We start from the raw sequence: 26208 nt of genomic DNA on the forward strand, positions 1-26208 counted from the left end.
ATCACGCGAACTCGACCGTAATCTAGGGAGAACTATACACGTCTATGGATTCGTCAGGTGGCGCGGCCGGTCGTCGTCACCGCGATGCCCGCGAGCACGACGACGCCGCCCGCGACCGTGAATACGCCGGGGACCTGCCCGAAGACCGCCAGCGCGAGCAGCGTGCTCCCCACCGGCTCGCCGAGCAGGGAGACGCTCACGACGCTGGACTCGACGTACTTCAGCGCCCAGTTGACGACCGTGTGCCCGAACAGCCCGGGGCCGACCGCCATCCCGACGAACAGCGCCCACTCGTGGACCGGATACTCCACGAGCGGCAGTCCGAGCGCGACCGCCACCGCGAACAACACGACCGTGCAGACGCCGTAGACGGCGAACACGTACGGCGCCAGCGAGAGCCGCTGGCGCACCGACCGCCCCGCGAGCACGTAGCCGGCGCCCGCGACTGCGCCGATGACCGCGAGCGCGTTCCCGAGCGTCGGCGACGGCCCGACCGCGCTCCCCGTGAGGAAGTCGCCCATCGAGAGCAGCACGGAGCCGGCGATAGCGACGAGGATACCGCCGACGATGCGCGCGCCGACCCGCTCGTCCAACAGCAGCCACGCGCCCACCGCGACGAACGCCGGCTGCGTCTGGACGAGCGTCGTCGACGCCGCGATGCTCGTGAACTCGATGGACGCGAACCACGACGCGAAGTGCACCGCCAGCAGCACGCCCGCCGCGCTCACGACCAGCCAGTCACTCCCGGAGACGGCCGCGTACTCGCGGCGCTCCCGGAACGCGAACGGCGCGACGAACGCCGCCGTGAACAACACCCGGTAGCCCGCCTTCAACACGCGGGGCGCGTCGCTGAGTTCCACGAGGATGGCGCTCGTGCTCACCGCGACAACCGCCACGGCGACGGCGGCCATCGGCGGCACCACGGGGTCGTCGGCGCTCACGGCTGGACGTTGCCGGCCGCCCGAAAAGGAATTGCGCTCGCGGCGAGCTACCCGGCCGTCGGCGCTACCCGTCGAGGATGTCCCGCGTCCGCCGATGGCGGTACCAGAACATCGGCGCGAGCCCGACCCGCGCGAACTCGTCGGCGACGCCGCCGACCGGCGCGCGGTACTCCACGCGGTCCCGAATCAGCGTCCCGTCGCCGTCCGCGTAGAACAGGTGCGTGTGCTCCCACTCCGGGAACGGCCCCTCCTCCATCACGTCCACGAAGTGCGCGGTGTCCTCGCCCTCCTCGCGAGCGGTGATGTGCGAGACCCACGTCTGCCGCGGCCCCACGCCGAACGGCCGCACGGACGCGTGAATCCGCGTCCCCTCGGTGAGGACGTGGGTCTCCGGCTCGTCGTCCGGCCGCTCGATCTCCTCGACGCGCAGGTTCAGCCAGTCCGGCGTCAACGACCGCAGGCCGTCGATGGTGGAGTGGAACGCCCACACGTCGGCAAGCGGCGCGCGAACCCGCAACTCCCGCTCGAAGGTCGCCATACTCTCCGTTGGCGGGGCGCGTGCAAAACTCCAGCGGCGGCCGCGACTACTTGAGGCGCTCCTGCAGGAACGAGGGGTGGGCGGCGGTGACGCCGTCGATGCCGTGAATCTCGTCGCTGATGACTTCCCCGAGCGCGTCCCCGTCGGCGGCGCGGACCTCGGCCATCAGCATGTGGTCGCCGCTGGACGTGTACAGCGCGTGGACCGCGTCTAGCTCCTTCAGGTCCCGGGTCGCCTCCACGTACCGCTCGGAGGCCACGTCGATGCCCACGAGCGCGATGGACTGCCCGGAGAGCTTCTTCGGGTCGACGTCCGCCGAGTAGCCGACGATGACGCCTTCGTCTTCGAGTTTGTCGATGTACTTCCGGACCGTCGGCTTCGAGACGTCCGCGCGGGCGGCGATGTCGGCGTACGACGCCTGCGCGTCCTCCTCGAGCGCGGCGAGGATTCGGTCTTCCGTCGATTCGGTACTCACACCCCCCGTTTTGGTGGCTGTGAAAAAATATCTTCCGAATGAGAAAGTCACGGCGGCGTCGCTCGGAAACGTCGTGGTCGCTGGCCGAACCCGTCGGCTACTCGGCCGGTCGCGCGAAAGAAAGCGGCGTTGAGGCGAACGCTACTTGTGGCGGTCGATGACGTCGTACGAGCGCTCCCACTCGTAGTCGTCGTCGAAGTACCGCTCCGCCAGCGGCTCCTCGGGCATGTCGCCGCGCTCCTGCTTCTCCTCCTGGTAGGAGTTGCGGTCCTCGTCCTTGTAGTAGCGCCCGGTGAGGACGGTGCCCTCGTAGAGGGCGTCCTCGGTCTCGTGCATCAGGTCGGCCGCCTCGCGGCGGTCGGTGATGTCGAAGTCGTAGTCGTCGCTGTCCTGCACGTCGACGTAGGGGACGTACTGCTTGGCGTCCTTGTTCCACGTCGGGCACTGGGTCAGGAAGTCGACGTGGGAGAAGCCGTCGTGCTCGATGGCTTCCACGATGATCTCCTGGGCCTGGTTCGGGTTGACGGCCGCCGTGCGAGCGACGTAGGAGGCGCCCGCCGACAGGCTCATCGAGAGCGGGCGAATCGGGTCCTTCGCCGACCCGTGGGGCTGGGTCTTCGACTTGTGGCCCTTCGGGGACGTCGGCGACGTCTGCCCCTTCGTGAGACCGAAGACCTCGTTGTTGAACACGATGTAGGTCATGTCGTGGTTCTCCCGGGCGGTGTGCATGAAGTGGTTCCCGCCGATGCCGTAGCCGTCACCGTCGCCGCCCGCCGCCACGACCTCGAGGTCGTGGTTCGCGAGCTTCGCGGCGCGGGCCACGGGCAGGGAGCGACCGTGAATCGTGTGGAACCCGTAGCTCTCGAAGTAGCTGTTGAGCTTCCCCGAGCAGCCGATACCGGTGCACAGAAGCACTTCCTCGGGGTCCTTGCCGAGTTCCGCCATCGCACCCTTCAGCGCCTTCAAGACGCCGAAGTCACCGCAGCCAGGACACCACGTCGGCTGCGGCTCGATGCCGGGCGTGAACTCGTCCCGTTCGACCTCCCGTTCCTCTTCGATTGCGCTGAACGCTTTGCTCATGGATTAGTCACCTGCCGCAGGTTCGAGGGTAGTCTGGGCGGTCGGTTCCCCGCCGCCGTCCTGTTCGAGCTCGACCGCTTCGACGATTTCGGCGGGCTCGAACGGGTTGCCGTTGTACTTCAGGAGACTGGAGAGCTTGCCGTCGACGTTCCCGAGCTCCTTCTGGATGAGCCCGCGGAACTGCTTCGTCGAGGACATCTCCACGACGATGGCTTCGTCGACGCTCTCGATGAACTCCCGCACCTCCTCGACCGGGAACGGCGAGAGGTCGCTGACGCCCAGCGCCTTCACGTCGTTCCCGTCGTCGTTCATTCGCGCGACGGCTTCCTCGACGGTGCCCTGCTGGCTGCCCCAGACGATGAGCCCGAAGTCCGCGTCCTCGTCGCCGTAGACGACCTGCTGGTCGCGGTCGTCGAGGTCGTCGCGGATGGCGTCGAGCTTCTGGAGCCGGCGTTCGACCTGCGCGACGCGGTTGTCGGGGTCCTCGGCGATGTGGCCGGTCGGCCAGTGCTCGTTGCCGGACGCGAGGAAGCGGCCGCCGGACTGACCGGGAATCGAGCGCGGGCTGACGCCGTCCTCGACGCCGTCAGTCCGGAACCGCTCGAACTTCCCGGTGTCGTCGTGGGGCGCGTCCTCCAGTTCCGCCTCGGTGAGCGTGCTCCCGAGGTCCGGCTTCGGGTCGCGGTCGAAGAACGACGCGTCCACGTTCCGGTACTCGCCGGAGAGCTTCTGGTCGTAGACGACGATGGCCGGAATCTGGTACTCGTAGGCGATTTCGAACGCCGTCCGCGTCTGCTCGTAGCACTCCTTGGGGTCGCTGGGCCCGAAGGCGACGCGGTGGCTGTCACCCTGACTCGTGTACAGGATGTGCTCGAGGTCGGCCTGCTCGGGCTTCGTCGGCATCCCCGTGGAGGGACCCGCGCGCATCGCTTCCAGCAGGACCAGCGGCGTCTCGGTCATCTCCGCGAGACCGAGCGGCTCGCTCATCAGCGCGAACCCACCACCGGACGACCCGGACATCGACTTCACGCCGGAGTGGCTCGCGCCGACCGCGAGCGCCGCCGCCGCGATTTCGTCCTCGACCTGCTCGGAGATGCCGCCCATGTCCGGCAGGAGGTTCGTCATGATGGTGAACACGTCCGTCCACGGCGTCATCGGGTAGCCGGAGATGAACCGACAGCCGGCGTCGATGGCCGCGTACGCGATGCCGTGGCTGCCGGAGACGAGGACCTGCTCCTCGTCGTGTTCGCCCTCGGGCACCGTCAGGTCGTGGGACTGCTCCATCTCGTTGACCTGTTCGTAGGCGTCGTGGAGGACCTCGAGGTTCTGCTCGAGAATCTCGCCGCCCATCGCGTCCGACATCAGGTCCTCGATGTGCTCGAGGTCCATGTCGATGAGCGCGGCCGTCGCGCCCACGCCCGCGGTGTTGCGCATGACCTCGCGGCCGTGCTCCTTGGCGAGGCTGCGGAGGTCCAGCGGGTAGACGTGCCAGTTGTTCTCCTCGGCGCGCTCCTCGAAGTTCGGGACGTCCCCTACGTCGAGGAGGCCCTCGTCGTAGACGATGACCCCGCCCTCGCGGAGGTCGTCGAGGTTCTCGGAGAGCGGCTTCACTTCCTCGTCGCCGTAGACGGCGTTCTCGCTGGGGTTGCGCGCGAACGAGTCCCCGAGCGCGAGCAGGAAGTTGTAGCCGTCGCCGCGCGACGTTACGTTGCCGTCCCGCGCCCGAATCTCGACGTACGTGTGGCCGCCGCGGATTCGGGACGGGTAGTGTCGATGCGTGAAGACGTCGAGTCCGGACCGCATCAACGCCTTCGCGAAGTTCTGACTCGTGGAGTCGATTCCGTCGCCGGAACCCCCTGCCACTCGCCAGATGAGTTCGTCATCAGTCATAGTGTAACCCTCTGGCCCGTGCTCGGACCGTTAGTAGGGTGTTCGTCGGACCCACACTAAATCGTTTGCCATCCATTAACAATAGAAGATGATTAAGGAATGCTGTAGGCGGTCTCGGGCGACAGCTCACCGAGACTACCGCGATTATAATACTTGAAATTTAGTTGTGAAATTTTATATACTAGGTGGTAAGTTCAACTTCGAGTAGTGTGAGAGTAGCTTGCCTGTTCGCTGCGTGCCTGGTTCTTGCCACCGTAGCGACACCCGGCATCGCCGCATCGAACGAAGCCCCGCTCGCCGACGCGGGCCTCGACCAGAACGTCACGCGAGGAACGACCGTCTACCTGGACGCTGGCGGTTCCCGAGACCCCGACGGCGCCGTCGAACGCTACCGCTGGACCGTCGCCGCCGAATCCGGCGACGCGACGAACGCGACGACAACGCAGTGTCGGCGCTGCCAGCAGACAACCTTCCAAGCGGAAGCGACTGGCACGTACCGCGTCACGCTCGAAGTCACCGACGACGACGGAGCCACGACGACGGACACACTGTACGTCACCGTCGAACCCGGCGACCCGCCCGCAGCGTCGCTCGCCGGACCGACAGAGACCACGACTGGCGACCCCGCACGGTTTACCGCCGACGCCAGCGCCGGCAGCGCGCCGCTGGACCGACTCCGCTGGCGAGTCGACGGCGAACACGTCGCGACCGAGACGGTCTCCGGTGACGCCGAGAGCGCGACACGAACCGTCCACTTCCCGACGCCCGGAACACACACCGTCTCTGTCACCGCCATCGACGCGGACGGCCAGCGGGACAGCACCGAAACGTCCACCTCGGTCGTCGAAGCCGCCGATACAGTCCCGACGGGCGCTAGTCCACCCGAGACTCCGGAAGACGCCGACGTCGTCGGTCCGAAAGTCGTCACCGGTCGCGGAGAACTCACCGCCGAGTACGAACTCACGAACGACGTCTCCGGCACGTGGCACCAAGACGACCGACACGTCGCAACTGGCTCCGGGACCTCGCGTTCGTTCACCGCGGGCGTCCACGAGCTCTACGCCGCAATCGACGGCGGCGTCGCCACGTTCCCGGACGGCAGCCGAACTGTCGTCGCCGACCCCGCGCCCGAACTGACCACCGTCGAAGTCGAGGACAGCAGTGTCGTTCCCGTCACCGTCGACGCCACTGACGACTACGAGAACCTCCACACCGTGACCGTGAACGTGGACGGAGAACCGGCCGAGACACTCACCACGGACGACCTCGGTGGCCGTGTGAACGGAGACAGACTCACCGCGACGACACACCTCGAATCCCTCGAACCCGGCAACCACACAATCACGGTTCGAGCCCGCGACGCCCGCGGACAAACTGACGTCGCCATCCGTACCGTCGAGGTGCCCGGTCCACCAGAAGTCCTGTCCGCCGGATTCGTTCAAGACGGCCCACTCGACCAGTACCATCCGCGAATCGACGAGTCCCGTTACACGGCGACGTACCGCGTGAAAGTAGATTTGAATGGGGTAGATCCGAAGTATATTAAATCACTTATGAGAATAACTGGGGTGGTAGAGACTCAAATATAAGCAAATCAGTTGATGAAAATGGTATTTTAACTCTAGAACAGTCCTCATACCGAGAGAGGATAGCGAATATTGATGCATTCTCCGGAATCCAGTGGCTTGGTGGCGATTATATTAATAAAACAAATAAGTCGATTCAAGTTACACCATCTCCGCCAGAGATCCACCTCGAAACGATCGACCCACAGAGAGAACACGACGCGCTTAGGGGGATCACGTTCGATGCGAGGCGGTCTTTTGATCCGGATGGAACTTCAGTAGAGTACCACTGGTCCGGGCTTGACGCGAGCAAGGAACAGTCGAGAGTAACGCTGTCCGCGAGCAGCATCGTGCGGCTGCAACTAGTCGACCAGCAGCACCAGAAGACGAATTCGTCCTACCTACTGGACTGGTTTGCACCGGAGCTCGCTGACGCGAAGATCGAGGACAACGGTCCGTTCTATCCGAACGAGACTGTCCCCATCACGATTACCTCTGAACGCTATTATCTGACGAAGGAGACGTACAACGAGAGCTTGTCGTTCAACATTCGTCCAGAACACGGTTCCGTAGTCAACCGAACACTCCACAAAGAGAAACCTGGCCGAGTCGACGACCCGGAACCAGAGGGGAGAGGTAGACGCCATCAGTGGAAGATAGAAGTGCCAGCGAAGGCGTTCCGTGACGGAGCAATCAACGTCTCGTCGTATCCGACGGCACACCCCCACGTGGAATACAACATCACGGTACCTCAACCGACAGTCTATGCCTCCGCGTACAGCGAGGTGACCGACATTTCGACGTCGATCTCGTATTTAGTCGAGCGCCCCCGGTACACCGTCAAGCATACGACGAGCGAACAGGTCCGTGACGACCTCCTCGACGCCGGATACGAAGTGCGTCGGGTCGACGACGCAGGTCACGCGTACGGCCTCGAGAAGTACGTGAAGACCGACCCCGTAGAGTACGACGTCGACAGACGGCGGTTCTACGAACCGGAACGACAGCAGTTCTTCTTGGAGTCGAATCCCGAGTGGTCGGCCAATGGAACGACGACCGAGACGCAAACGTGGACGACCATGGAGAGTGAGTGGCGCTCGGATCGAGGCGGTGCTGGTACGTTCACTGGAGACACTCGACGAAAGCAGGTCCGCGACGCCGAGTACCGAACTGAGAAGGAGTTCCGCTACGAGACGACTGAGACGTACGAAACGACGGAAACCTACGAGGACACGTACACGACGACGGAACAAGAGATCAAACTGCAAGAGAAGTGTGGGATGTTCGGGTGCAGAATATACCGGACTACCGTATCGACGACAAAGACGCACACGGTAACTCGGACGAGGGAAGTCACGCGAAGCCGAACCGTCCACAGAACGTACTGGTCGACGCGACCACATAGCCATACCCACGAGTATACTGGCGACATCCGGCGGGTGACCGTCCGTGAACCGGAGTACGAGCGCCAATACGAGTACAAAGTCGAACAGCAGCACTCCGAAACCCGGCGCGTGTACTTGGCCGAACATCGAACGCTCGTCGATCCGGCCTCGTACGAGTGGCAGTCTTGGAAGTCAGTCCAAAGTCAATTCCAAGCGGAGAGTGCCGCTAGATCCGCAAACGTCCGAATCAGCAGTATCGAACCGAGCAAGCGGTGGGCGTTACGAAAACAGGCCGGAACAGGAACGGTACGTACCAGTAGTCCTCGAACCGGAGAACGAGTGTTGAAAACGTTCGGTAGAGGGGACGTCACCCTCACGAAGTACTTCGCGCGAGAGGACACGAAGCAACTACCAGAAATGGAGAGCCGTGAAGTCTATCGGACAGTCGAATACACCGGGGCGGGCATGATTGATACCGCCACGATTAAAGATATATTAATAGAGAAATCAAAAGAAAAGTATGACGAGTAAGAGACTCATTGTTATCATAGCTGTGGCGGGTCTCGTTTTTATGCCGGCAGTTACTGCTTTCGATGGCAATCAATCACAGAACACATGCAAGGGAGCGAAAGAAAACAAAGTAGTTGACAAAGATGAAGACTTTAGTTTCCACATTGAATACAACATTCAATTCTCGGAAGATAACAAGATGGCATGCATAGTGGTAGAAAATAAGGGAGAATTGGAGTTCCCTGCGACATTTACCCTATCCGTTGATGGAGATGGGTTTAGCCCAAAAATGCCTGACCTAGAGGGCGGAGAGTCAAAATCTGTCACGCTAAATACTACAAAATACATTGATGCGACCCGTGATAACCATTCGGTAAATATAGGCGCTGGTGGCAAAGAATCCGCATTTAATTTCACTAAGAAAGTAAACTCAACAAGCCCCAGTAGCTCAACGCCATATGTGGGAGATATACAAATAAACCGGAGTGGGACCCCAACAGAACTCATAGCTACAGTCCACAACCCGGGAAAACGAGCATACGCACTGCACGTACGAGCGGAGACGTTCGAAACGGAGGGGGCATTCGATATCGGTGCTCCACAGCCGGGGAATACGAGTGAGTTCCAGATACCACTCGACGAGGGGCCGAACGAGGTGGTCGCCGGCAAAGTGATGGTCTTCAACGATACCGGCAGTCCGGATGGGAAGTTCGACCAGAAGGAGTTCATGGCGAAGCCCAACGAGACCGCGAGCGCGTGGGACGACCACTTCGAACAGGTTCCAGGTGAGCGGGCGGACGTTAGTTACGACAACGAGACGGCACGGCAGTACCGCGAGGGGTACGTCGACGACGAGGCGCTGTCGCCGCTGGAGCGACGGGCTGGCGCAGTACTCGTCGTCTTCGCGTTGGTCGGCGCGGTTCTGTGGCGGCGGTCGCGCTAGCGCTCGATACCGCCCTGTTCGGATATCTGGAGGATGTTCCGCATGTTGAGGTAGACGTGCTGGGCGTCGACGTCCTCGTCCTCGTCGTAGATGTCGCTGACGCGGTGGACGATGGCGGCGACGCGTTCGGCTTCCTCGCTGTCCTCCTCGCGGAGTTCGTCGGCGACATCGCGGAGCACGTCGCGCTTCTCGGCGTCGTCGTAGTCAGACATGGTGAGTCGTCAGTGCTTGGCGGGTCGGCTGGCGTTGCGGCGGTGAACGAGGCCGACCATGTCTGCGGTTTCGGCGACGAACTCGCGGAGCGCTTCGCCGGTCTGGTTGTCGTCGTCGAGGACGACCGGCGCGCCTTCGTCGCCGCCCTGGCGGACGCTGGGGTCGAGGGGGATGGAGCCGAGGAACGGGAGTTCGTTCTCGTCGGCGAACTCCTGCCCGCCGCCGCTACCGAAGATGTCGTGGGTGCCGCCGCAGTCGGGGCAGACGAACCCGCTCATGTTCTCGGCGATGCCGAGGACGGTGGTGTCGTGGCGGCCGAACATGCGCAGTCCCTTGCGGGCGTCGTCGACGGCGACGTCCTGCGGGGTGGTGACGACGACGGCGCCGGTGAGCGGGACCGTCTGGAGCATGGTGAGCTGGGTGTCGCCGGTGCCCGGCGGGAGGTCGACGACGAGGTAGTCGAGGTTGCCCCACTCGACGTCCTCGACGAGCTGCGTGAGGACCTTGTGGACCATGGGACCGCGCCAGATGACGGGGTCGTCGTCGCCGACCATGAACGCCATGCTCATGAGCTTCATGCCGTGGCGCTCGGGCGGGACGATGGTGTCGCTCTCGGTGGCGCGCGGGTGGTCGTCGGAGTCGACCATCCGGGGGACGTTGGGGCCGTAGATGTCGGCGTCAAAGAGGCCGACGCGGGCGCCGCGGTCGGAGAGGCCGGCCGCGAGGTTGACGGCGACCGTGGACTTGCCGACGCCGCCCTTGCCGGAGGCGACTGCGATGACGTTCTTGACGCCGGGGAGGACGTCGCCGCCGTTGCGGTCGGGGATGGCGGCCGTGAGGTCAGGTTCGAGGCCGGCGTCGGAGAGGACTTCGCGGACGCGGCCGGCGATGTCGGTCTCTGTGGGGGAGTACGGTGCGCCGAGCGCGAGCGAGAGCGTGACTTTGTCGCCGTCGACGTCGAGGTCGTTGACGAGGCCGAGGGAGACGATGTCGTCGTCGAGGGACGGGTCCTCGACGTCGCGGAGGAGGTCCAGCACGTCGTCTTCGTTCATGCCCGCGAGTAGGAGGTGGTGCGCCGATAAGGGTTGTGTCGAACGAACGTGCGGCCGCAACCACACGTACCACCCGTAATGTAACTGCTCGGGGTTACGAAATCCCCGCTTACACCCACGAGTTTAAGCGTCTGTGCGTGCCACGTTTCGGCATGCTCTCGGACTCGTTCGGGCGCGAGGTCTCCGGCGTCCGGGTCTCCCTGACCGACCGCTGTAACTTCGACTGTGTCTACTGTCACAACGAGGGGCTGGGGGACACGCGCGGGCCGATGGACCCACGGGACCACGAGATGAGCGCCGACGACGTGGTCCGGTTCCTCGAAGTCGTCGAGGAGTTCGGCGTCGAGAAGGTCAAACTCACCGGCGGGGAGCCGATGCTCCGCGACGACCTCGAAGAGATAATCCGACGGACGCCCGACTCGATGGAGGTGTCGATGACGACGAACGGGACGTTCCTCCCCGGACGCGCCGAGGACCTCGTGGACGCGGGCCTCGAACGCGTGAACGTCTCGCAGGACGCGCTGGACGCCGAGGACTTCAAGGCGCTCACGAAGAGCGGCGCCTACGAGAAAGTTCTCGAAGGCGTACGCGCGGCCGTGGACGCCGGCCTCGACCCGGTGAAACTGAACATGGTCGTGTTCCGGAAGACGGCGGGCTACGTGCCGGAGATGGTCGACCACGTTGCGGAGAACGACGCGCTCCAGCTCCAGCTCATCGAGTACATGCCCGAAATCGCGGGCCATCCCGAGTGGGCGGTGGACATCGACGACGTCCACGACTGGCTGGAGGAACGCGCGGACCGCGTCGAACACCGCGAGATGCACGACCGACGGCGATACTGGGTGAACGGCGGCATGGTGGAAATCGTCGACCCCGTGGGCAACGAGGAGTTCTGCGCGAACTGCCATCGCGTGCGCGTCACGCACGAGGGCTACCTAAAGGGGTGTCTGAACCGCAACGACGACCTGCGTTCGATGGGCGAGATGACCAAGCCCGAGATTCGAGAGGCGTTCCGGGAGACCGTCGAGAACCGCGTGCCGTACTACGGCGAGTACATGGTCGAGGACGGCGACGGCGGCTGGGAGGTCAACGACGACTACGTGGAAGTGTACGCCGACGGCGGCACCGAACGCACCGACTGACGGGCGGCGGCGCTCCCGTGTGTCGTGGGAGCGGTTGGCGCGCGGGGCCCACGCCCTTTCGTGATGTTTAAGTACGGGCCGCGATTTCTCACGAACGCAGTCACTGTAGGGGCGCCGGGTCCCGAGTCCGAGAGGGCGAAGATACACCCGAAAGCGTGTCGTGGTAGCCTAGCCTGGTCAAGGCGCAGGGTTGCTAACTCTGTGGCGCAAGCCTCCGGGGTTCAAATCCCCGCCACGACGCCTTTCCACAACACATCAAAACATGAGTTCGGAAGAACAAGACGCGGACGAGGACATTCAGTACTTCGTCCGCATCGGGCAGACAGACCTCGACGGCACCAAGACCGTCGAGCGTGCGCTCGCGGAACTCGACGGCGTCGGCCGACGAGTCGCGCGAGTCGTCGCGGAGAACGCGGACGTAGACCGCACCGCGACGATTGGTCGCCTCGAGGACGATGTCATCGACGACATCAAGGCGGCCGTCAACGAGTTCGCGGACCACGCTCCGGAGTGGCTCGCGAACCGTCGGAACGACTTCTACTCCGGCGAGACCCAGCACGTCACCGGCAACGACGTCAACCTGACGCGCGACCAGGACATCAATCGGATGCAGATGATTCGGTCCTACAAGGGCATCCGACACGAGCGCGGACAGAAGGTCCGCGGTCAGCGCACCAAGTCCACCGGTCGTACGGAAGGTACCATCGGCGTCAACGTCGAGGCTATCAAGGAAGAACAGGCAGCAGAAGAAGCAGCGGGTGAGGAAGAATAATGGCGCTCCCAGGCGAGAACACCAAGTTCTACGAGACGCCGAATCACCCGTATCAGGGCGAACGCATCTCCGAGGAGAGCGACCTCGTCTCCCGGTACGGCCTGAAGAACAAGGAGGAACTCTGGCGAGCGCAGTCCGAACTGCGCAACTTCCGCCGCGAGGCGCGTCGCCTGCTCGGCCAGACGGAGACGGTCAGCGGCGAGGAGTTCGTCTCCCGCCTCCAGCGCATCGGCGTGCTCTCCAATCAGGAGAGCCTCGACGACGTCCTCTCGCTCGACGTGACGGACGTCCTCGAACGCCGCCTGCAGACGGTCGTCTACCGCGAGGGCCTCGCGAACACTGTCGGTCAGGCCCGGCAGTTCATCTCCCACGGCCACATCACGGTCGACGGGAGCCGCGTCACCGAGCCCTCCTACACGGTCGAGGTGTCCGAGGAGGACGCCATCGCGTTCGACGAACGAAGCGACCTCACAGACGAACTGCACCCGGCTCGCGCCGGTGCACAGGAGTAACACAACATGGCTGACGACACCAAATGGGGCATCGCGCACATCCACGCCTCGTTCAACAACACCATCATGACGGTCACCGACGAGACGGGCGCCGAGACGCTCGCAAAGTCGAGTGGCGGGACGGTGGTCAAGCAGAACCGTGACGAGGCGTCGCCGTACGCCGCGATGCAGATGGCCGAACAGCTCGCCGAAGACGTCTTAGACCAGGGCATCGACAAGGTGCACGTTCGCGTGCGCGGCCCCGGTGGCAACCTCCAGCGCAGCCCGGGTCCGGGCGCGCAGGCCGCCATCCGAGCGCTCGCTCGCGCCGGTCTCGAAATCGGCCGTATCGAGGACGTGACGCCCGTCCCCCACGACGGGACGCGTCCCCCGAAGAACAGCGGGTACTAAGCAATGAGCACGGACTTCGACGTCGAATTCATCGACCGCGACGACCGGGAAGCCCGGTTCGTCGTTCGCAACATCACGCCGGCGTTCGCGAACGGCATTCGGCGAGCGATCATCGCCGACGTTCCGACGCTGTCCATCGACACCGTCCGGTTCGTCGAGAACTCCAGCGTGATGTTCGACGAACAGCTCGCGCTGCGTCTCGGCCTCGTGCCGCTGACGACGCCCGAGGACTTCGCCGAGGGTGACACGGTCACGCTCGCGCTCGACGTCGAGGGCCCGGGGACGGCGTACTCCGGGGACCTGGTCTGTCAGGACCCCGAAGTGGAGGCCGCCGACGAGAACATCCCCATCATCGAGCTCAAAGACGACCAGCGCCTCGAGCTGGAGGCCGACGCGGAACTCGGCTACGGCCGCGACCACGCCAAACACCAGGGCGGCGTGGCTGTCGGCTACCGACACCTCCAGCGCGTGAACGTCGTCGGCGAACGCGACGAGTACGCCGACGAGGAGCCCCAGATGCTCCGCGGCGTCATCGAGGAGGACGGTGAACTCGTGCCGACCGACGACTTCGACAACGACCTCACGAACCGGTACCCCGGCAAGGAGCTCGAAGTCGAGGACGTCCCCGGCGCGTTCGTCTTCCACGTCGAATCCGACGGCTCGATGCCCGTGACAGAGCTGGTTCTCCGAGCAGTCGACTCCCTGGTCGACCGCGCGGACGAACTCGAACAGGCAGTCCAACTATAACATGATCGCTCCGACCCACACTACCGCGCCGATGCCCACTCCTGCCCCGGGAGCCTCGGGCCCGGCAATCGAAATCGGTAAAAAGGGTCGGGAGCTACGGAGAAGCGAAGCGCCATCGCGGCCGTGCAGGGATAGCCAAGTTAGGTCAAAGGCGCAGCGTTCAGGGCGCTGTCCTGTAGGGGTTCGCAGGTTCAAATCCTGCTCCCTGCACTCGACTTCTCACAACTTTCCAGGAGTACGAGCATGAGTAAGACAAGTCCGAGACTCAGCAGTCTCATCGCCGAACTGAAGTCCGTCGCCCGAGATTCGGGCACGGACGTCTGGCACGACGTCGCTGGCCGGCTGGAGAAGCCGCGCCGCACGCACGCCGAGGTGAACCTGAGTCGCATCGAACGTTACGCGAACGAGGACGAGACCGTCGTCGTCCCCGGCAAGGTGCTGGGGTCCGGCGCGCTTCGAAAGTCCGTCACCGTCGCTGCCGTGGATTTCTCCGGCAGCGCGAAGACGAAAATCGAGCACGCCGACGGCGAGGCCGTCCATCTGGAACAGGCAGTCGAACAGAACCCCGAAGGCTCCGACGTGCGGGTGATTCGATGAGTCTCGCGGAATTCGACGCCGACGTGATCGTCGACGCGCGGGACTGCATCATGGGCCGCGTGGCGAGCAACGTCGCCGAGCGCGCCCTCGACGGCGAGTCGGTCGCCGTCGTCAACGCCGAGCAGGCAGTCATCACCGGCACCAAGGAGGACATCTTCGAGACGTACAACACGCGAGCGGAGCTGGGCTCCGACAGCGGTCCGTACTACCCGAAGCGCCCGGACGGCGTGTTCAAGCGCGCCATCCGCGGCATGCTGCCGTACAAGCAGCAGGACGGCCGCGAGGCGTTCGAGAACGTCCGCGTGTACGTCGGTAACCCGTTCGACGAGGACGGCGAAATCATCGAGGGAACGTCGCTGGACCGACTCTCGACGATTCGCTTCGTCACCGTCGGCGAGGTCTCCAAGGAACTAGGTGCTAACGTCACATGGTAACCAACACGTCCGGTAAGAAGAAGACGGCCGTCGCTCGCGCGACGGTCAGCGACGGAGAGGGTCGCGTCCGAATCAACTCCACGCCCGTCGAACTCGTCGACCCGGAGATGGCGCGCCTGAAGATGCTGGAGCCGTTCCGCATCGCGGGCGACGACCTCCGAGACGACGTGGACGTCGACATCGACGTCTCCGGTGGCGGCTTCGCGGGCCAGGCTGACGCCGTCCGCACCGCCATCGCGCGCGGGCTGGTCGAGCATTACAGCGACGCCGAACTCCGGGACGCGTACCGGGAGTTCGACCGCAGTCTGCTGGTCAACGACGTCCGGCAGTCCGAGTCCAAGAAGTGGGGCGGTCCGGGCGCTCGCGCCCGCTACCAGAAGTCCTACCGCTGAGGTGACCAAATCATGATGGTACCAGTCCGGTGTTTCACGTGCGGTAACGTCGTCGGTGAATACTGGGAGGAGTTCAAGGCACGCGCCGAGACCCACGACGGCGACGAGGACCCAGCTGACGTGCTGGACGACCTCGGCGTGGACCGGCACTGCTGTCGACGCATGATGGTCTCCCACCAGGACCTCGTGGACGTCGTCTCGCCCTACCAGTAATGAGCGACACACAACACTTCAATCGGTACGAGAAGGCCCGCATCATCGGCGCGCGAGCGCTGCAGGTGTCGTACGGGGCGCCCGTGCTGGTCGACACCGACCAGACGGAGCCCATCCTCATCGCGGCCGAGGAGTACGACGCGGACGCGCTCCCGTTCACTGTCCGGAGGGACAACTGAGATGACGCGCATCGAGTCCGTCCGATTCCGGCCGATTCTGGACTCCCGCGGCAACAAGACCGTGGAAGCCGAGGTCGTGACCGAGGACGGCGGGTTCGGCCGTGCGGCGGCGCCATCCGGCGCCAGCACGGGCGAACACGAAGCCGTCGAACTCCCCGTCGAGGAGGCGATTGCGGCAGCACGCGAACACGTCGCGCCGCGCCTCGAAGGCCGGGAGTTCGCCGGCGACCAGCGCGGCGTCGACGCCGCACTGCACGCCGCCGACGGCACGGAGGACTTCTCCGACGTCGGGGCGAACAGCGCCGTCGCCACGAGCATGGCGGCCGCGAAGGCCGCCGCGGACGTGCTCGGTGCGCCGCTGTACCAGCATCTCGGCGGCGCCTTCCGCGGTCGGAACTTCCCCGTGCCGCTGGGGAACGTCGTCGGCGGCGGCGAACACGCCGCCGACGCGACCGCGATTCAGGAGTTCCTCGCTGCCCCCGTCGGCGCGCCGAGCGTCCGACAGGCGGTGTTCGCGAACGCCGCCGTCCACGAGCGCGTGGGCGAACTCCTAGAGGAGCGCGGCGAGGCCGCCGCGAAGGGCGACGAGGGCGCGTGGGCGCCGTCCATCGACGACGCCACCGCGTTCGAAATCGTCGACGAGGCCACCAGCGACGTCGCCGAGGAGTTCGGCTTCGACGTCCAGTTCGGTCTCGACATGGCGGCCGCCGAGCGCTACGAGGACGAGGCGTACGTCTACGGCGACGAGGTTCGCTCCACGGAGGAGCAAATCGAGTACGTCGTCGACCTCGTCGAGGAGTACGACCTCGCGTACGTCGAGGACCCCCTCGACGAGAACGACTTCGCGGCGTTCGCGGCGCTGACCGAGCGCGTCGGCGACGACACGCTCGTCTGCGGGGACGACCTGTTCGTGACGAACGTCGAGCGACTCCGCGACGGCATCGAGGTCGGCGCGGCAAACAGCATCCTCGTGAAGCCCAACCAGATCGGGACGCTCTCCGATGCGTTCGACGCCATCGAGCTGGCGACCCGGAACGGCTACGAGGCCGTGGTCTCCCACCGCAGCGGCGAGACCGAGGACACGACCATCGCACACCTCGCCGTGGCGGCCGACGCCCCGTTCATCAAGACGGGGACGGTCGGCGGCGAGCGAACCGCCAAGCTGAACGAACTCATCCGCATCGCGGACGAAGCATGAGCGAGAACGAATCCGACACAGAGGCCGACCTCGAGGACGCCGCGGAGCAGGCAGCCGAGCCTGCCGCCGAGGCCGCCGAGAGCGACGCCCAGACAGACGAACAGCCCACCGAAGAGGAGCCGGGAGCGGCGGCCACCGAGGACGTCATGTCCGACGAGGAGGCCGACCTGCTCATCCCCGTCGAGGACTACCTCGGCGCCGGTGTCCACATCGGTACCCAGCAGAAGACCAACGACATGGACCGGTTCATCCACCGCGTCCGCACGGACGGCCTCTACGTGCTCGACGTCTCGAAGACGGACGAGCGCATCCGGACGGCCGCCGACTTCCTGGCGAACTACGACCCGGAGCAGATTCTGGTCACGTCGTCGCGCCAGTACGGTCGCTTCCCCGCGGAGAAGTTCGCGGAAGCGGTCGGCGCGCGCGCCCGGACGGGCCGGTTCATCCCCGGCACGCTGACGAACCCGCAGTACGACGGCTACATCGAGCCGGACGTCCTCGTCGTCACCGACCCCATCGGTGACGCGCAGGCCGTCAAGGAAGCCATCACGGTCGGTATCCCCGTGATTGCGATGTGCGACTCCAACAACCAGACGAGCAACGTCGACCTCGTCGTCCCGACGAACAACAAGGGGCGGCGCGCGCTGTCGGTGGTCTACTGGCTGCTCGCCAACGAGACGCTCGACCGCCGCGGCGCCGAGCCGACGTACGCCCTCGAAGACTTCGAGGACGGCCTGTAACGCGGCTTCCGCTTTCGTACCTGTACTTTTCAGAACGCGAGCGAGTAGCGACGGCTACAGCGAGACGACGCCGAGGTGGCCGTCGAGGCCGTCGACGAAGCGCACGCGCCGCCCGAACCACTCGCGGCCGCCGTCGAGGGGGTGGCGGTGGCGCGCGTCGTCGATGTCCGCACTCAGGAGGACGGAGACGGGACCGGGACCGAGCCGGTCGAGGCGGTCGCAGACGCGACCGCTCGCGGGCTCGCAGAGGACGATATCTTGGCCGGGGAAGTGCGCGAGGTCGCCGTAGGTGTCGTCGTAGTCACGCTCCGGTTCGGGGAGCCGGTAGAGCCGCTGGAAGCGCTCGATAGCACTGGTGAGGTCGTCGGTCGCGAGGACGACCCACGAGATGCCCGAGACCGGCGACCCGTAGAGGTTGCTGTCGGGGACGCGGTACTCGCGGGGCGTGCGGTCGCTGACGACGAACGGGAGGAGAGTGTCGTCGCCGCCGAGGAACGCCTGGTCCCACTCCACGAGCGTGCCGTCCGGGCGCTCGCGGCGGCCGTGAATCGGGCCGTGGACCGTGACGTCGTGGTCGATGACGCGCTGGCACTCGGCGTGGACGCTGCCGGTCTCCACGCACCAGTCGCAGGGGCCGGCGACGGGGTCGGCGGCGTCGAAGTACGCGGGCCAGCGGTCGGGGTCCTCGCGCGTGGGCGCGACGAGTTCGAGGTAGGAGCCGTCCGGGAGCACGAGCGCCGCCATCTCCGTGCCCGCATCGGGGTGGGCGCCGCCGTACGTGGGGTCGAAGCCGGCGGCTTCGAATCGCTGTACGAGGGTGTCGAGGTCGCTGGCGGCGAACGGCACGTGGTCGATGACGGGGCGCATAGCCGCTCGTTTGGGAGCCGCACGCAAAAGCCTGCGGCGGGGGCGTTCCGGAACTTCTGTAACGGCGTGGGCCACACCGGGAGATATGACCACGACTTCGAGTGCCCCCGGGAAGGTCTACCTGTTCGGGGAGCACGCCGTCGTCTACGGCGAGCCCGCGGTGCCGTGCGCCATCGAGCGCCGGGCGCGGGTGACCGTGACGGCCCGCGACGACGACCGCGTGCGGGTGTCCGCCGACGACCTCTCGCTGGACGGGTTCACGGTGGAGTACGGCTCCGGGAGCGACGAGCAGCCGGACGTGGACGTGCCGACGCCGCTCATCGAGGCGGCGATGGGGTACGTCGAGGAGTCGCTGGAGCAGGCCCGCGACGCCGCCGACCGGCCCGAAGCGGGCTTCGACGTGGAGATAGAGAGCGAGATTCCGCTCGGCGCGGGGCTGGGGTCGAGCGCGGCGGTCGTCGTCGCGGGCATCGACGCCGCGACGCGCGAACTCGGCGTCGAACTGACGCCGGAGGACGTCGCGGAGCGCGCGTACCGCGTCGAGCACGAAGTGCAGGACGGGCAGGCCTCGCGCGCGGACACGTTCTGTTCGGCGATGGGCGGCGCGGTCCGCGTGGAGGGCGACGACTGCCGGGCCATCGACGCGCCCGACCTGCCGTTCGTCGTCGGCTACGACGGCGCGAGCCACGACACCGGCGAACTCGTGGCGGGCGTGCGGGACCTCCGCGACGAGTACGACTTCGCCGCGGACACCGTCGAGGCAGTCGGCGACCTCGTTCGGGAGGGCGAGCGGGCGCTCGCGGACGGCGACCTCGACACGCTCGGCGAACTGATGGACTTCAACCACGGGCTGCTGTCGGCGCTGGGCGTCTCAGCGCGCTCGCTCGACAACCTCGTGTGGGCGGCCCGGGAAGGCGGCGCGCTCGGCGCGAAACTCACGGGCGCGGGCGGCGGCGGTTGCATCGTCGCGCTCGACGAGGGCGACGGCGTGGAGACCGCACTGTCGCTGGCGCCGGAGTGCGAGCAGTCGTTCCGCGCCGAACTCGCGACGGAGGGCGTGCGCGTCGAATGACGGTCGTCGTCAAACTCGGCGGCAGCGTCGTCACCGAGAAGGACCAGCCCGAGACCGTCGCCGCCGACCGCCTCGCGGACCTCGCGGGCGCGCTCGGGGACGCGAACCTCGACGACCTCGTCGTCGTCCACGGCGGCGGGAGCTTCGGCCACCCGCACGCCGCCGAACACGGCATCTCCAGCAGCGAGGGGAAGCGGGACGCGGCGGCCGTCCGGGACGTCGCGGGCGCGATGGCGGAGCTGAACACGGCGGTCGTCGGCGCGCTCGCGGACGCGGGCGTCCCCGCGGTCCCCGTGCATCCGTTCTCCGTCGGCTACCGGACCGCCGACGGCGACCTCCGGTTCCCGACCGACCAGCTGGCGGCGATGCTCGACGAGGGGTTCGTGCCGGTGCTGCACGGCGACGTGCTCACGCAGGTCGGGGCGGGAGCGACAATCGTCAGCGGCGACGAACTCGTCACGCACGTCGCCAGCGAACTGAATGCCGACCGCGTCGGCCTCTGCTCGACGGTGCCGGGCGTCCTCGACGAGTCCGGGGACGTCGTCCGGGAGATTACGGACTACGAGGACGTCGCGGCGGCACTCGGCGGCAGCAACGCGACCGACGTCACCGGCGGGATGGCCGCGAAAGTCCGCGCGCTGCTGGCGCTGGGCGCGCCCGCGTTCGTGTTCGGTCCCGACGCGCTCTCGGCGTTCCTCGCGGGCGAGGACGCCGGGACGCGCATCGAGGGATAAGGCTACTCGTCGACTTCCTCGACGTCGGCGTCCGGCGCGTTCTCCTTGACGCTGTCCAGCCCCTGTCGGGCCTTCTGTTTCGAGGCGTACCCCTCCCCGGAGTCCGCGATGATGTTGCCGTTGTCGTGGACGAGCCGCCAGCGGTACTGTCCGACCTCGTCCTCGTAGATTTCGAACGTGGCGTCAGCCATGTCGCCGACCACAGCACGCATCGACAAGGAGATTGTGGCCGACGGCACGACGCCGCGGCAATCCCCGCTGTTTTTAACACCGCGGGACGTAGGGCTGCCAAGAGCAGCGTCGCGCGCGTTGACGCGACGGCGGCCGATGGCTGTAAGACGCCGCGGCCGCCGCCGCCAGCGCGCGGCTGTTTCAGACACGACTCCCCACACCGGGGTTTCAGTGCTTCAAAACCATGGAAATCGAAATCGCAACAATCGGCGGATACGAAGAAGTCGGTCGGCAGATGACTGCCGTCCGAGCCGGTGACGACATTGTCATTTTCGACATGGGCCTCAACCTCTCGCAGGTCCTGATTCACGACAACGTCGAGACCGAGAAGATGCACAGCCTCGACCTCATCGACATGGGCGCCATCCCGGACGACCGCGTCATGTCCGACCTCGAGGGCGACGTGCAGGCAATCGTGCCGACGCACGGCCACCTCGACCACATCGGCGCAATCAGCAAGCTCGCACACCGATACGACGCGCCCATCGTCGCGTCGCCGTTCACGCTCGAACTCGTGAAAGGCCAGATCGAGGGCGAGCAGAAGTTCGGCGTGGACAACGACCTCGTGGAGATGGAGTCCGGCGAGACGATGCAGATCGGCGAGGAGTGCGAACTCGAGTTCGTCCACGTCACGCACTCCATCATCGACGCCATCAACCCCGTCCTCCACACGCCGGAGGGCTCGGTCGTCTACGGCCTCGACAAGCGCATCGACCACGACCCGGTTCTGGAAGACCCCATCGACATGGAGCGGTTCCGCGAAATCGGGCGCGAGGGCGAGGGCGTCCTCTGTTACATCGAGGACTGCACCAACGCCGGCCGGAAGGGCCGCACGCCCTCCGAGAGCGTGGCGCGGCGCCACCTCAAGGACGCGATGCAGAGCATGGAGGACTACGACGGCGGCATCATCGCCACGACGTTCTCCAGCCACGTCTCCCGCGTCTCCTCACTGGTGGAGTTCGCGAAGGACATCGGCCGCGAGCCGATTCTGCTCGGTCGCTCGATGGAACAGTACTCGGGCACCGCCGAGCGCATGGGCCGCGTGAACTTCCCGGACGACCTCGGGATGTTCGGCCACCGCAAGAGCGTCGACCGCGCGTTCAAGCGCGTGATGAACGAGGGCAAGGAGAACTTTCTGCCCATCGTCACAGGCCACCAGGGCGAGCCGCGCGCGATGCTCACCCGCATGGGCCGCGGCGAGACGCCGTACGACATCGAGAACGGTGACAAGGTCATCTTCTCGGCGCGCGTCATCCCGGAGCCGACCAACGAGGGCCAGCGCTACCAGAGCGAGCAGCTCCTCCGCATGCAGGGCGCGCGCATCTACGACGACATCCACGTCTCCGGCCACCTCCGCGAGGAAGGCCACTACGAGATGATGCAGGCGCTCCAGCCCCAGCACATCATCCCCGCCCACCAGGACATGAAGGGCTTCGCACCGTACGTCAGCCTCGCGGAGAGTCAGGGGTACAAGGTCGGTCGCGACCTCCACGTGACCTCGAACGGCAACACCATCCAGCTCGTCGAGTAGATGTCCAAGAACGCCCGCGAACAAGCGGTGCTCGGCGCGGTCCGCGAGCGCCGCGAGAAGGTCAACGCCGCTATCGACGAGGACCTCCCGGCGCAGCGCCCCGAGCGCCTCTACGAGGCGGCGCGCTACCTCCTAGAAGCCGGCGGCAAGCGGCTGCGGCCGGCGGTCCTGCTGTTGACCGCGGAGGCGCTGGCGGACGTCGAGCCCGGGAGCACGGACTACCGGGAGTTCCCCGACCTGACGGGCGGCGACGTGGACGTGATGTCGGCGGCGGTCTCCATCGAGGTCATCCAGTCGTTCACGCTCATCCACGACGACATCATGGACGACGACGACCTCCGGCGCGGCGTGCCCGCGGTCCACCGCGAGTACGACACGGAGACGGCGATTCTCGCGGGCGACACGCTCTACTCGAAGGCGTTCGAAATCATGCTCCAGACGGGCGCGCCGCCCGAGCGCGGGATGGGCGCGATGCAGACGCTCGCGGAGACCTGCACCCACATCTGTGAGGGGCAGGCCCTCGACGTCGACTTCGAGACGCGAACCGACGTCCTCCCCGACGAGTACATGGAGATGGTCGAACTGAAGACCGCGGTGCTGTACGCCGCGGCGGCGTCGATTCCCGCGGTCCTGCTGGGCGCCGACGACGACACCGTCGAGGCGCTGTACGACTACGGCGTCAAGGCCGGGCAGGCGTTCCAGATTCACGACGACGTCCTCGACCTCACGGTCCCGTCCGAGCAGCTCGGCAAGCAGCGCGGCTCGGACCTCGTCGAGGGCAAGAAGACCGTCATCAGCCTGCACGCGGCCGAACACGGCGTCGACGTCGAGGACCTGCTGGACGCCGACGACCCCGACGAGGTCACCGACGCCGACGTCGAGGCCGCCGTCGAACAGCTTCGCGATGTCGGCAGCATCGAGTACGCTCGCGAGTGCGCGGACGAACTCGTCGCCGAAGCCAAGGCGCACCTCGACGTCCTCCCCGACAACGAGGCCCACCACCGCCTCGAACAGGTCGCGGACTACCTCGTCGAGCGCGGCTACTGACGTACCTTTTTTGCGCTCGGGGTTCGCCTTCGGCGAACCGCTCGCGCAAAAAATCTACGCTAAAAAAGACCGCGCGGCGAAGCCGCGCGGATGCTGGTGTTTCCCGATTGCGACTCCGATAACGCGCAACAACTGTTATCCCGCGCGCTGTCGCAGTCGTGAACATGAGCACCGACGATTCGAGCGAGACGGCCGAGGAGACGCCGGGCATCGACGAGGTCTACTGCCGGAACTGCGGCGAAATCATCGACGCGCAGGCGGAAATCTGTCCGGAGTGTGGCGTGCGCCAGCGCTCGCCGGACACCGGCGCCGGAAACGACGCCGGCATCGCGGCGGTGGCGTCGCTGCTGATTCCGGGCGCGGGGCAAATCTACCTGGGGCACCTCGGGCGCGGCCTCGGCTTCATCGTGGGGTCGTTCGTCGCCGGCCTGCTGTCCATCTTCCTCGTCGGCATCCCGCTGCTGCTGGGCATCTGGGTGTACGCCATCTACGACGCCTACCACCTCGCCGAGGACCCCGAGCGCGGCGCGTAGTCGGCGCGAATCCCAACGGATTTGCCGCCCTCGGAGTAACACACGGACAATGGACGACGAACTCCGCGAGCGCGTGCGCCGCGAGGCCGAGACCGCGGCGCTGTTCAACGCGCTCAAGCACGGCAGCGACGCCCAGGTCGGCGCCATCATGGGGCCGCTGATGGGCGAGAACCCGGACTTCCGACCGCACGGCGACGAGATTCCCGGCGTGGTCGCGCCCGTCATCGAGGACGTGAACGCGATGGACCGCGAGGAGAAGCGCGAGCGCCTCGCCGAACTCGCGCCCGAGCGCGTCGAGGAACTCGACGCCGAGGACGACGAGGACGACCAGGTGCTGCCGGACCTCCCGAACGCCGACGACTACGACGAGATTCGGATGCGCTGTGCGCCGAACCCGAACGGCCCGTGGCACATCGGCCACGCGCGGATGCCCGCGGTCATCGGGACGTACGCCGAGGAGTACGACGGCGAGTTCATCGTGCGCTTCGACGACACCGACCCCGAGACCAAGCGCCCGCTGCTGTGGGCGTACGACGAGATTCTCGAGGAAATCGAGTACCTGGGCTTCGAACCCGCCGAAGTCTACCGCGCGAGCGACCGCCTGGAGACGTACTACGAGCACGCCCGCGAGCTCATCGAGCTGGGCGGCGCGTACACGTGTAGCTGTCCGGCCGGCGAGTTCTCCGAGCTGAAGAACAGCGGGGAGGCGTGCCCGCACCGCGAGAAGGACGTCGAGACCGTCCGCGAGGAGTTCGCGGCGATGGTGGACGGCGAGTACGACTCCGGCGAGATGGTCCTGCGCGTGAAGACCGACATCGAGCACAAGAACCCCGCGCTCCGGGACTGGGTGGCGTTCCGCATCATCGACACCCCCCACCCGCGCGAGGAGGCCGAACAGTACCGCTGCTGGCCGATGCTGGACTTCCAGTCCGGCGTCGACGACCACCTCACCGGCGTCACGCACATCATCCGCGGCATCGACCTGCAGGATTCCGCGAAGCGCCAGCAGTTCGTCTACGACTACTTCGACTGGGACTACCCCGAGGTCATCCACTGGGGCCACGTGCAGGTCGACGCCTACGACGTCTCGATGTCCACGTCGACCATCCGCGAACTCATCGACGCGGGCGACCTCGACGGCTGGGACGACCCGCGCGCGCCGACGCTCCCGAGCGTGCAGCGCCGCGGCATCCGCGGGGAGGCCATCGTGGACGCGATGGTAGAGCTGGGGACGTCCACGAGCAACGTCGACCTCGCGATGTCCTCTGTCTACTCGAACAACCGCGACCTCGTGGACGACGAGGCGCCCCGGCAGTTCTTCGTCCGCGACGGCTTCGACGACCGCGGCAGCGGCGCCGACGAGGCGTACGCCGCTATCGAGGTGCCCGTGGAGGGCGGTCCGGACAGCGCGAGTCCGCCCGTTCACCCCGAGCACGAGGACCGCGGCGAGCGCGACATCCCCGTTGGAGACGGCGTCCTCATCGAGGAGGACGACCTGCCGGCGGTCGGCGAGCGCGTCTGGCTGAAGGGGTACGGCCCCGTGCGCTACGACGGCGAGCGCCTGGCGTTCCTCGACGCGGACATCGACGTCGTCCGTGAGGAGGGCGTTGACGTCGTCCACTGGGTGCCCGCCGATGACAACGTCCGCGTCCGCCTGCGGACGATGGACGGCGACGTGACGGGCTACGCCGAACCCGGGTTCGCGGACGTCGACGCGGACGAGGTGGTGCAGTTCGTGCGCGTCGGGTTCGCGCGCTGTGACCGCCACGACGCCGACGAGTCGGTGGCGTACTACGCGCACCCCTAGGCGAACTGGAGCCACGCGACGACCGCGAACACGGTCGTCGTCAACACGACCTGCATTCCTGCGGACGCGAGTACCCCGACAGTCGCGTAGCCGGCGCGCCGCGCGCTCCCGGGGAGGTCGTCGCTCGCGCGGAACTCGACGGCGAAAACAGTCGCGGCGACGCCGAGCAGGAGTCCGAGCGGGCCGCCGGGGAGCATGAGGACGAAGCCGACGACGCCCGCCAGCGCCGCGGTCCGCGTGTCCGTCCCACCGGCGCGAGCGCCGACGAAGCCGGCGAGCCAGTCGACGAGCGCGGCGACGACCGCGAGGCCGACGAGCACGGCGAGCAAGAGGAAGCCGGGCTCGCCGGTCGTCCACCAGAAGACGAGCACGCCGGCCAGCGAGAGCAGGCCGCTCGGCAACAGCGGGAGGACACTCCCCGCGACGCCGGCGGCGAGGAGCACGAACGCGACAGCGACCAGCGGGTCCATAGTGGTGG

31 protein-coding genes and 2 tRNA genes are annotated in these 26208 nt (G+C 66.2%); 23 read left to right on the forward strand and 10 right to left on the reverse strand.

The window, feature by feature from the left end; translation table 11 throughout:
- Positions 1 to 53 precede the first annotated feature (53 nt).
- From ABSL23_RS13580 to ABSL23_RS13600, 5 genes are all read right to left on the reverse strand, one after another.
- On the reverse strand, positions 54 to 911 hold the full coding sequence (locus ABSL23_RS13580; protein ID WP_353635385.1) for a DMT family transporter: 858 nt from the start codon (positions 909 to 911) through the stop codon (positions 54 to 56).
- A 94-nt stretch (positions 912 to 1005) separates the two neighbouring features.
- Entirely contained in the window at positions 1006 to 1479 is a 474-nt protein-coding gene (locus ABSL23_RS13585) for an SRPBCC family protein (protein WP_353634129.1), read from the reverse strand.
- Positions 1480 to 1525: 46 nt separating this feature from the next.
- A complete protein-coding gene (gene lrpA1, locus ABSL23_RS13590) occupies positions 1526 to 1954 on the reverse strand; it encodes an HTH-type transcriptional regulator LrpA1 (RefSeq protein ID WP_059057169.1) in 429 nt (142 codons plus the stop codon).
- 141 nt (positions 1955 to 2095) lie between these two features.
- Positions 2096 to 3034 (reverse strand): thiamine pyrophosphate-dependent enzyme, encoded by a 939-nt coding sequence (locus ABSL23_RS13595; RefSeq protein WP_059057170.1) that lies wholly within the window; start codon positions 3032 to 3034, stop codon positions 2096 to 2098.
- A 3-nt stretch (positions 3035 to 3037) separates the two neighbouring features.
- Positions 3038 to 4924 carry a 2-oxoacid:acceptor oxidoreductase subunit alpha gene (locus tag ABSL23_RS13600; RefSeq protein ID WP_353634130.1) on the reverse strand — a complete coding sequence of 629 codons (1887 nt, stop codon included), beginning with the start codon at positions 4922 to 4924 and terminating at the stop codon, positions 3038 to 3040.
- Positions 4925 to 5133: 209 nt separating this feature from the next.
- Here ABSL23_RS13600 and ABSL23_RS13605 point away from each other — a divergent pair, with 209 nt between their 5' ends.
- From ABSL23_RS13605 to ABSL23_RS13615, 3 genes are all read left to right on the forward strand, one after another.
- Positions 5134 to 6513, forward strand: a complete 1380-nt coding sequence (locus tag ABSL23_RS13605; protein ID WP_353634131.1) for a PKD domain-containing protein — start codon at positions 5134 to 5136, stop codon at positions 6511 to 6513.
- 326 nt (positions 6514 to 6839) lie between these two features.
- On the forward strand, positions 6840 to 8405 hold the full coding sequence (locus tag ABSL23_RS13610; protein WP_353634132.1) for a hypothetical protein: 1566 nt from the start codon (positions 6840 to 6842) through the stop codon (positions 8403 to 8405).
- On the forward strand, positions 8395 to 9327 hold the full coding sequence (locus ABSL23_RS13615) for a hypothetical protein (protein WP_353634133.1): 933 nt from the start codon (positions 8395 to 8397) through the stop codon (positions 9325 to 9327). The genes ABSL23_RS13610 and ABSL23_RS13615 overlap by 11 nt, the downstream gene beginning before the upstream one ends.
- On the opposite strand, the gene ABSL23_RS13620 is transcribed toward ABSL23_RS13615, so the two are convergent.
- Both ABSL23_RS13620 and ABSL23_RS13625 read right to left on the reverse strand, forming a co-directional pair.
- The gene (locus tag ABSL23_RS13620; protein WP_353634134.1) at positions 9324 to 9539 is read right to left on the reverse strand and encodes a hypothetical protein; all 216 of its coding nucleotides are present in this window, start codon (positions 9537 to 9539) and stop codon (positions 9324 to 9326) included. The two genes, ABSL23_RS13615 and ABSL23_RS13620, sit on opposite strands and share 4 nt — an antisense overlap.
- A 9-nt stretch (positions 9540 to 9548) precedes the next feature.
- Entirely contained in the window at positions 9549 to 10592 is a 1044-nt protein-coding gene (locus tag ABSL23_RS13625) for an Mrp/NBP35 family ATP-binding protein (protein WP_353634135.1), read from the reverse strand.
- Between the two features lie 152 nt (positions 10593 to 10744).
- Here ABSL23_RS13625 and moaA point away from each other — a divergent pair, with 152 nt between their 5' ends.
- The 14 genes from moaA (at position 10745) to rpsB (ending at position 17908) form a co-directional block, all read left to right on the forward strand.
- Positions 10745 to 11734 (forward strand): GTP 3',8-cyclase MoaA, encoded by a 990-nt coding sequence (moaA, locus tag ABSL23_RS13630; protein WP_059057176.1) that lies wholly within the window; start codon positions 10745 to 10747, stop codon positions 11732 to 11734.
- Between the two features lie 157 nt (positions 11735 to 11891).
- Positions 11892 to 11974 (forward strand) — tRNA-Ser (locus ABSL23_RS13635).
- A 22-nt stretch (positions 11975 to 11996) separates the two neighbouring features.
- Positions 11997 to 12506 (forward strand): 30S ribosomal protein S13, encoded by a 510-nt coding sequence (locus ABSL23_RS13640; RefSeq protein WP_059057177.1) that lies wholly within the window; start codon positions 11997 to 11999, stop codon positions 12504 to 12506.
- A complete protein-coding gene (locus ABSL23_RS13645; RefSeq protein ID WP_059057178.1) occupies positions 12506 to 13018 on the forward strand; it encodes a 30S ribosomal protein S4 in 513 nt (170 codons plus the stop codon). Before ABSL23_RS13640 ends, ABSL23_RS13645 begins: the two co-directional genes overlap by 1 nt.
- A gap of 6 nt (positions 13019 to 13024) precedes the next feature.
- Positions 13025 to 13408, forward strand: coding sequence for a 30S ribosomal protein S11 (locus tag ABSL23_RS13650; RefSeq protein WP_058983656.1), 384 nt, complete (start codon positions 13025 to 13027; stop codon positions 13406 to 13408).
- A 3-nt stretch (positions 13409 to 13411) separates the two neighbouring features.
- On the forward strand, positions 13412 to 14155 hold the full coding sequence (locus tag ABSL23_RS13655; protein ID WP_059057179.1) for a DNA-directed RNA polymerase subunit D: 744 nt from the start codon (positions 13412 to 13414) through the stop codon (positions 14153 to 14155).
- A gap of 125 nt (positions 14156 to 14280) precedes the next feature.
- Positions 14281 to 14365: transfer RNA gene (locus ABSL23_RS13660), tRNA-Leu, on the forward strand.
- 33 nt (positions 14366 to 14398) lie between these two features.
- Positions 14399 to 14752, forward strand: coding sequence for a 50S ribosomal protein L18e (locus ABSL23_RS13665; RefSeq protein ID WP_059057180.1), 354 nt, complete (start codon positions 14399 to 14401; stop codon positions 14750 to 14752).
- Positions 14749 to 15186 (forward strand): 50S ribosomal protein L13, encoded by a 438-nt coding sequence (locus tag ABSL23_RS13670; protein ID WP_353634136.1) that lies wholly within the window; start codon positions 14749 to 14751, stop codon positions 15184 to 15186. The genes ABSL23_RS13665 and ABSL23_RS13670 overlap by 4 nt, the downstream gene beginning before the upstream one ends.
- Positions 15180 to 15578, forward strand: a complete 399-nt coding sequence (locus ABSL23_RS13675; protein ID WP_059057182.1) for a 30S ribosomal protein S9 — start codon at positions 15180 to 15182, stop codon at positions 15576 to 15578. The genes ABSL23_RS13670 and ABSL23_RS13675 overlap by 7 nt, the downstream gene beginning before the upstream one ends.
- Positions 15579 to 15590: 12 nt before the next feature.
- The gene (locus ABSL23_RS13680; RefSeq protein WP_058983661.1) at positions 15591 to 15791 is read left to right on the forward strand and encodes a DNA-directed RNA polymerase subunit N; all 201 of its coding nucleotides are present in this window, start codon (positions 15591 to 15593) and stop codon (positions 15789 to 15791) included.
- Positions 15791 to 15970: a DNA-directed RNA polymerase subunit K gene (locus ABSL23_RS13685; protein WP_058983662.1), complete on the forward strand. Its 180-nt coding sequence runs from the start codon at positions 15791 to 15793 to the stop codon at positions 15968 to 15970. Before ABSL23_RS13680 ends, ABSL23_RS13685 begins: the two co-directional genes overlap by 1 nt.
- Position 15971: 1 nt before the next feature.
- The gene (gene eno, locus ABSL23_RS13690) at positions 15972 to 17168 is read left to right on the forward strand and encodes a phosphopyruvate hydratase (protein ID WP_059057183.1); all 1197 of its coding nucleotides are present in this window, start codon (positions 15972 to 15974) and stop codon (positions 17166 to 17168) included.
- Positions 17165 to 17908, forward strand: a complete 744-nt coding sequence (rpsB, locus tag ABSL23_RS13695) for a 30S ribosomal protein S2 (RefSeq protein WP_059057184.1) — start codon at positions 17165 to 17167, stop codon at positions 17906 to 17908. The genes eno and rpsB overlap by 4 nt, the downstream gene beginning before the upstream one ends.
- A 54-nt stretch (positions 17909 to 17962) precedes the next feature.
- Here rpsB and ABSL23_RS13700 read toward each other — a convergent pair whose 3' ends face one another.
- Complete coding sequence (locus ABSL23_RS13700) at positions 17963 to 18775, reverse strand: VOC family protein (protein ID WP_353634137.1); 813 nt, start codon at positions 18773 to 18775, stop codon at positions 17963 to 17965.
- An 85-nt stretch (positions 18776 to 18860) separates the two neighbouring features.
- Here ABSL23_RS13700 and mvk point away from each other — a divergent pair, with 85 nt between their 5' ends.
- Together mvk and ABSL23_RS13710 are read left to right on the forward strand one after the other, a co-directional pair.
- Entirely contained in the window at positions 18861 to 19847 is a 987-nt protein-coding gene (gene mvk / locus ABSL23_RS13705; protein ID WP_059057186.1) for a mevalonate kinase, read from the forward strand.
- Complete coding sequence (locus tag ABSL23_RS13710; RefSeq protein ID WP_353634138.1) at positions 19844 to 20581, forward strand: isopentenyl phosphate kinase; 738 nt, start codon at positions 19844 to 19846, stop codon at positions 20579 to 20581. The genes mvk and ABSL23_RS13710 overlap by 4 nt, the downstream gene beginning before the upstream one ends.
- 2 nt (positions 20582 to 20583) lie before the next feature.
- Here the strand turns inward: ABSL23_RS13710 and ABSL23_RS13715 are convergent, their stop codons facing one another.
- Positions 20584 to 20772, reverse strand: coding sequence for an HVO_2922 family protein (locus tag ABSL23_RS13715; RefSeq protein ID WP_059058247.1), 189 nt, complete (start codon positions 20770 to 20772; stop codon positions 20584 to 20586).
- Between the two features lie 224 nt (positions 20773 to 20996).
- Here ABSL23_RS13715 and ABSL23_RS13720 point away from each other — a divergent pair, with 224 nt between their 5' ends.
- The 4 genes from ABSL23_RS13720 to ABSL23_RS13735 all read left to right on the forward strand — a co-directional run bounded on the left by ABSL23_RS13720 (position 20997) and on the right by ABSL23_RS13735 (position 25730).
- Positions 20997 to 22343, forward strand: coding sequence for a ribonuclease J (locus tag ABSL23_RS13720; RefSeq protein WP_353634139.1), 1347 nt, complete (start codon positions 20997 to 20999; stop codon positions 22341 to 22343).
- Positions 22344 to 23390, forward strand: a complete 1047-nt coding sequence (locus tag ABSL23_RS13725) for a polyprenyl synthetase family protein (protein WP_353634140.1) — start codon at positions 22344 to 22346, stop codon at positions 23388 to 23390. It abuts the gene before it with no gap.
- Positions 23391 to 23554: 164 nt separating this feature from the next.
- The gene (locus tag ABSL23_RS13730) at positions 23555 to 23923 is read left to right on the forward strand and encodes a zinc ribbon domain-containing protein (protein WP_353634141.1); all 369 of its coding nucleotides are present in this window, start codon (positions 23555 to 23557) and stop codon (positions 23921 to 23923) included.
- 49 nt (positions 23924 to 23972) lie between these two features.
- Positions 23973 to 25730 (forward strand): glutamate--tRNA ligase, encoded by a 1758-nt coding sequence (locus ABSL23_RS13735; protein WP_353634142.1) that lies wholly within the window; start codon positions 23973 to 23975, stop codon positions 25728 to 25730.
- On the opposite strand, the gene ABSL23_RS13740 is transcribed toward ABSL23_RS13735, so the two are convergent.
- Positions 25727 to 26200 (reverse strand): DUF456 family protein, encoded by a 474-nt coding sequence (locus tag ABSL23_RS13740; protein WP_353634143.1) that lies wholly within the window; start codon positions 26198 to 26200, stop codon positions 25727 to 25729. The genes ABSL23_RS13735 and ABSL23_RS13740 overlap by 4 nt on opposite strands.
- Positions 26201 to 26208: the final 8 nt, after the last annotated feature.

This window comes from Halobacterium sp. NMX12-1 (genome assembly GCF_040435975.1).
GTDB lineage: Archaea > Halobacteriota > Halobacteria > Halobacteriales > Halobacteriaceae > Halobacterium > Halobacterium hubeiense.

Bases quoted from the DNA above. Each gene is read 5' to 3' on its own strand.
- mvk (WP_059057186.1), top strand. From the start codon at position 18,861: ATGACCACGACTTCGAGTGCCCCCGGGAAGGTCTACCTGTTCGGGGAG.
- ABSL23_RS13675 (WP_059057182.1), top strand. From the start codon at position 15,180: ATGGTAACCAACACGTCCGGTAAGAAGAAGACGGCCGTCGCTCGCGCG.
- ABSL23_RS13615 (WP_353634133.1), top strand. From the start codon at position 8,395: ATGACGAGTAAGAGACTCATTGTTATCATAGCTGTGGCGGGTCTCGTT.
- ABSL23_RS13740 (WP_353634143.1), bottom strand. From the start codon at position 26,200: ATGGACCCGCTGGTCGCTGTCGCGTTCGTGCTCCTCGCCGCCGGCGTC.
- moaA (WP_059057176.1), top strand. From the start codon at position 10,745: ATGCTCTCGGACTCGTTCGGGCGCGAGGTCTCCGGCGTCCGGGTCTCC.
- ABSL23_RS13650 (WP_058983656.1), top strand. From the start codon at position 13,025: ATGGCTGACGACACCAAATGGGGCATCGCGCACATCCACGCCTCGTTC.
- ABSL23_RS13600 (WP_353634130.1), bottom strand. From the start codon at position 4,924: ATGACTGATGACGAACTCATCTGGCGAGTGGCAGGGGGTTCCGGCGAC.
- ABSL23_RS13640 (WP_059057177.1), top strand. From the start codon at position 11,997: ATGAGTTCGGAAGAACAAGACGCGGACGAGGACATTCAGTACTTCGTC.
- ABSL23_RS13735 (WP_353634142.1), top strand. From the start codon at position 23,973: ATGGACGACGAACTCCGCGAGCGCGTGCGCCGCGAGGCCGAGACCGCG.
- ABSL23_RS13645 (WP_059057178.1), top strand. From the start codon at position 12,506: ATGGCGCTCCCAGGCGAGAACACCAAGTTCTACGAGACGCCGAATCAC.
- ABSL23_RS13580 (WP_353635385.1), bottom strand. From the start codon at position 911: ATGGCCGCCGTCGCCGTGGCGGTTGTCGCGGTGAGCACGAGCGCCATC.
- ABSL23_RS13595 (WP_059057170.1), bottom strand. From the start codon at position 3,034: ATGAGCAAAGCGTTCAGCGCAATCGAAGAGGAACGGGAGGTCGAACGG.
- eno (WP_059057183.1), top strand. From the start codon at position 15,972: ATGACGCGCATCGAGTCCGTCCGATTCCGGCCGATTCTGGACTCCCGC.
- ABSL23_RS13730 (WP_353634141.1), top strand. From the start codon at position 23,555: ATGAGCACCGACGATTCGAGCGAGACGGCCGAGGAGACGCCGGGCATC.
- ABSL23_RS13720 (WP_353634139.1), top strand. From the start codon at position 20,997: ATGGAAATCGAAATCGCAACAATCGGCGGATACGAAGAAGTCGGTCGG.
- ABSL23_RS13680 (WP_058983661.1), top strand. From the start codon at position 15,591: ATGATGGTACCAGTCCGGTGTTTCACGTGCGGTAACGTCGTCGGTGAA.
- ABSL23_RS13585 (WP_353634129.1), bottom strand. From the start codon at position 1,479: ATGGCGACCTTCGAGCGGGAGTTGCGGGTTCGCGCGCCGCTTGCCGAC.
- ABSL23_RS13620 (WP_353634134.1), bottom strand. From the start codon at position 9,539: ATGTCTGACTACGACGACGCCGAGAAGCGCGACGTGCTCCGCGATGTC.
- ABSL23_RS13715 (WP_059058247.1), bottom strand. From the start codon at position 20,772: ATGGCTGACGCCACGTTCGAAATCTACGAGGACGAGGTCGGACAGTAC.
- ABSL23_RS13685 (WP_058983662.1), top strand. From the start codon at position 15,791: ATGAGCGACACACAACACTTCAATCGGTACGAGAAGGCCCGCATCATC.
- ABSL23_RS13625 (WP_353634135.1), bottom strand. From the start codon at position 10,592: ATGAACGAAGACGACGTGCTGGACCTCCTCCGCGACGTCGAGGACCCG.
- ABSL23_RS13710 (WP_353634138.1), top strand. From the start codon at position 19,844: ATGACGGTCGTCGTCAAACTCGGCGGCAGCGTCGTCACCGAGAAGGAC.
- ABSL23_RS13700 (WP_353634137.1), bottom strand. From the start codon at position 18,775: ATGCGCCCCGTCATCGACCACGTGCCGTTCGCCGCCAGCGACCTCGAC.
- ABSL23_RS13665 (WP_059057180.1), top strand. From the start codon at position 14,399: ATGAGTAAGACAAGTCCGAGACTCAGCAGTCTCATCGCCGAACTGAAG.
- ABSL23_RS13670 (WP_353634136.1), top strand. From the start codon at position 14,749: ATGAGTCTCGCGGAATTCGACGCCGACGTGATCGTCGACGCGCGGGAC.
- ABSL23_RS13655 (WP_059057179.1), top strand. From the start codon at position 13,412: ATGAGCACGGACTTCGACGTCGAATTCATCGACCGCGACGACCGGGAA.
- ABSL23_RS13725 (WP_353634140.1), top strand. From the start codon at position 22,344: ATGTCCAAGAACGCCCGCGAACAAGCGGTGCTCGGCGCGGTCCGCGAG.
- rpsB (WP_059057184.1), top strand. From the start codon at position 17,165: ATGAGCGAGAACGAATCCGACACAGAGGCCGACCTCGAGGACGCCGCG.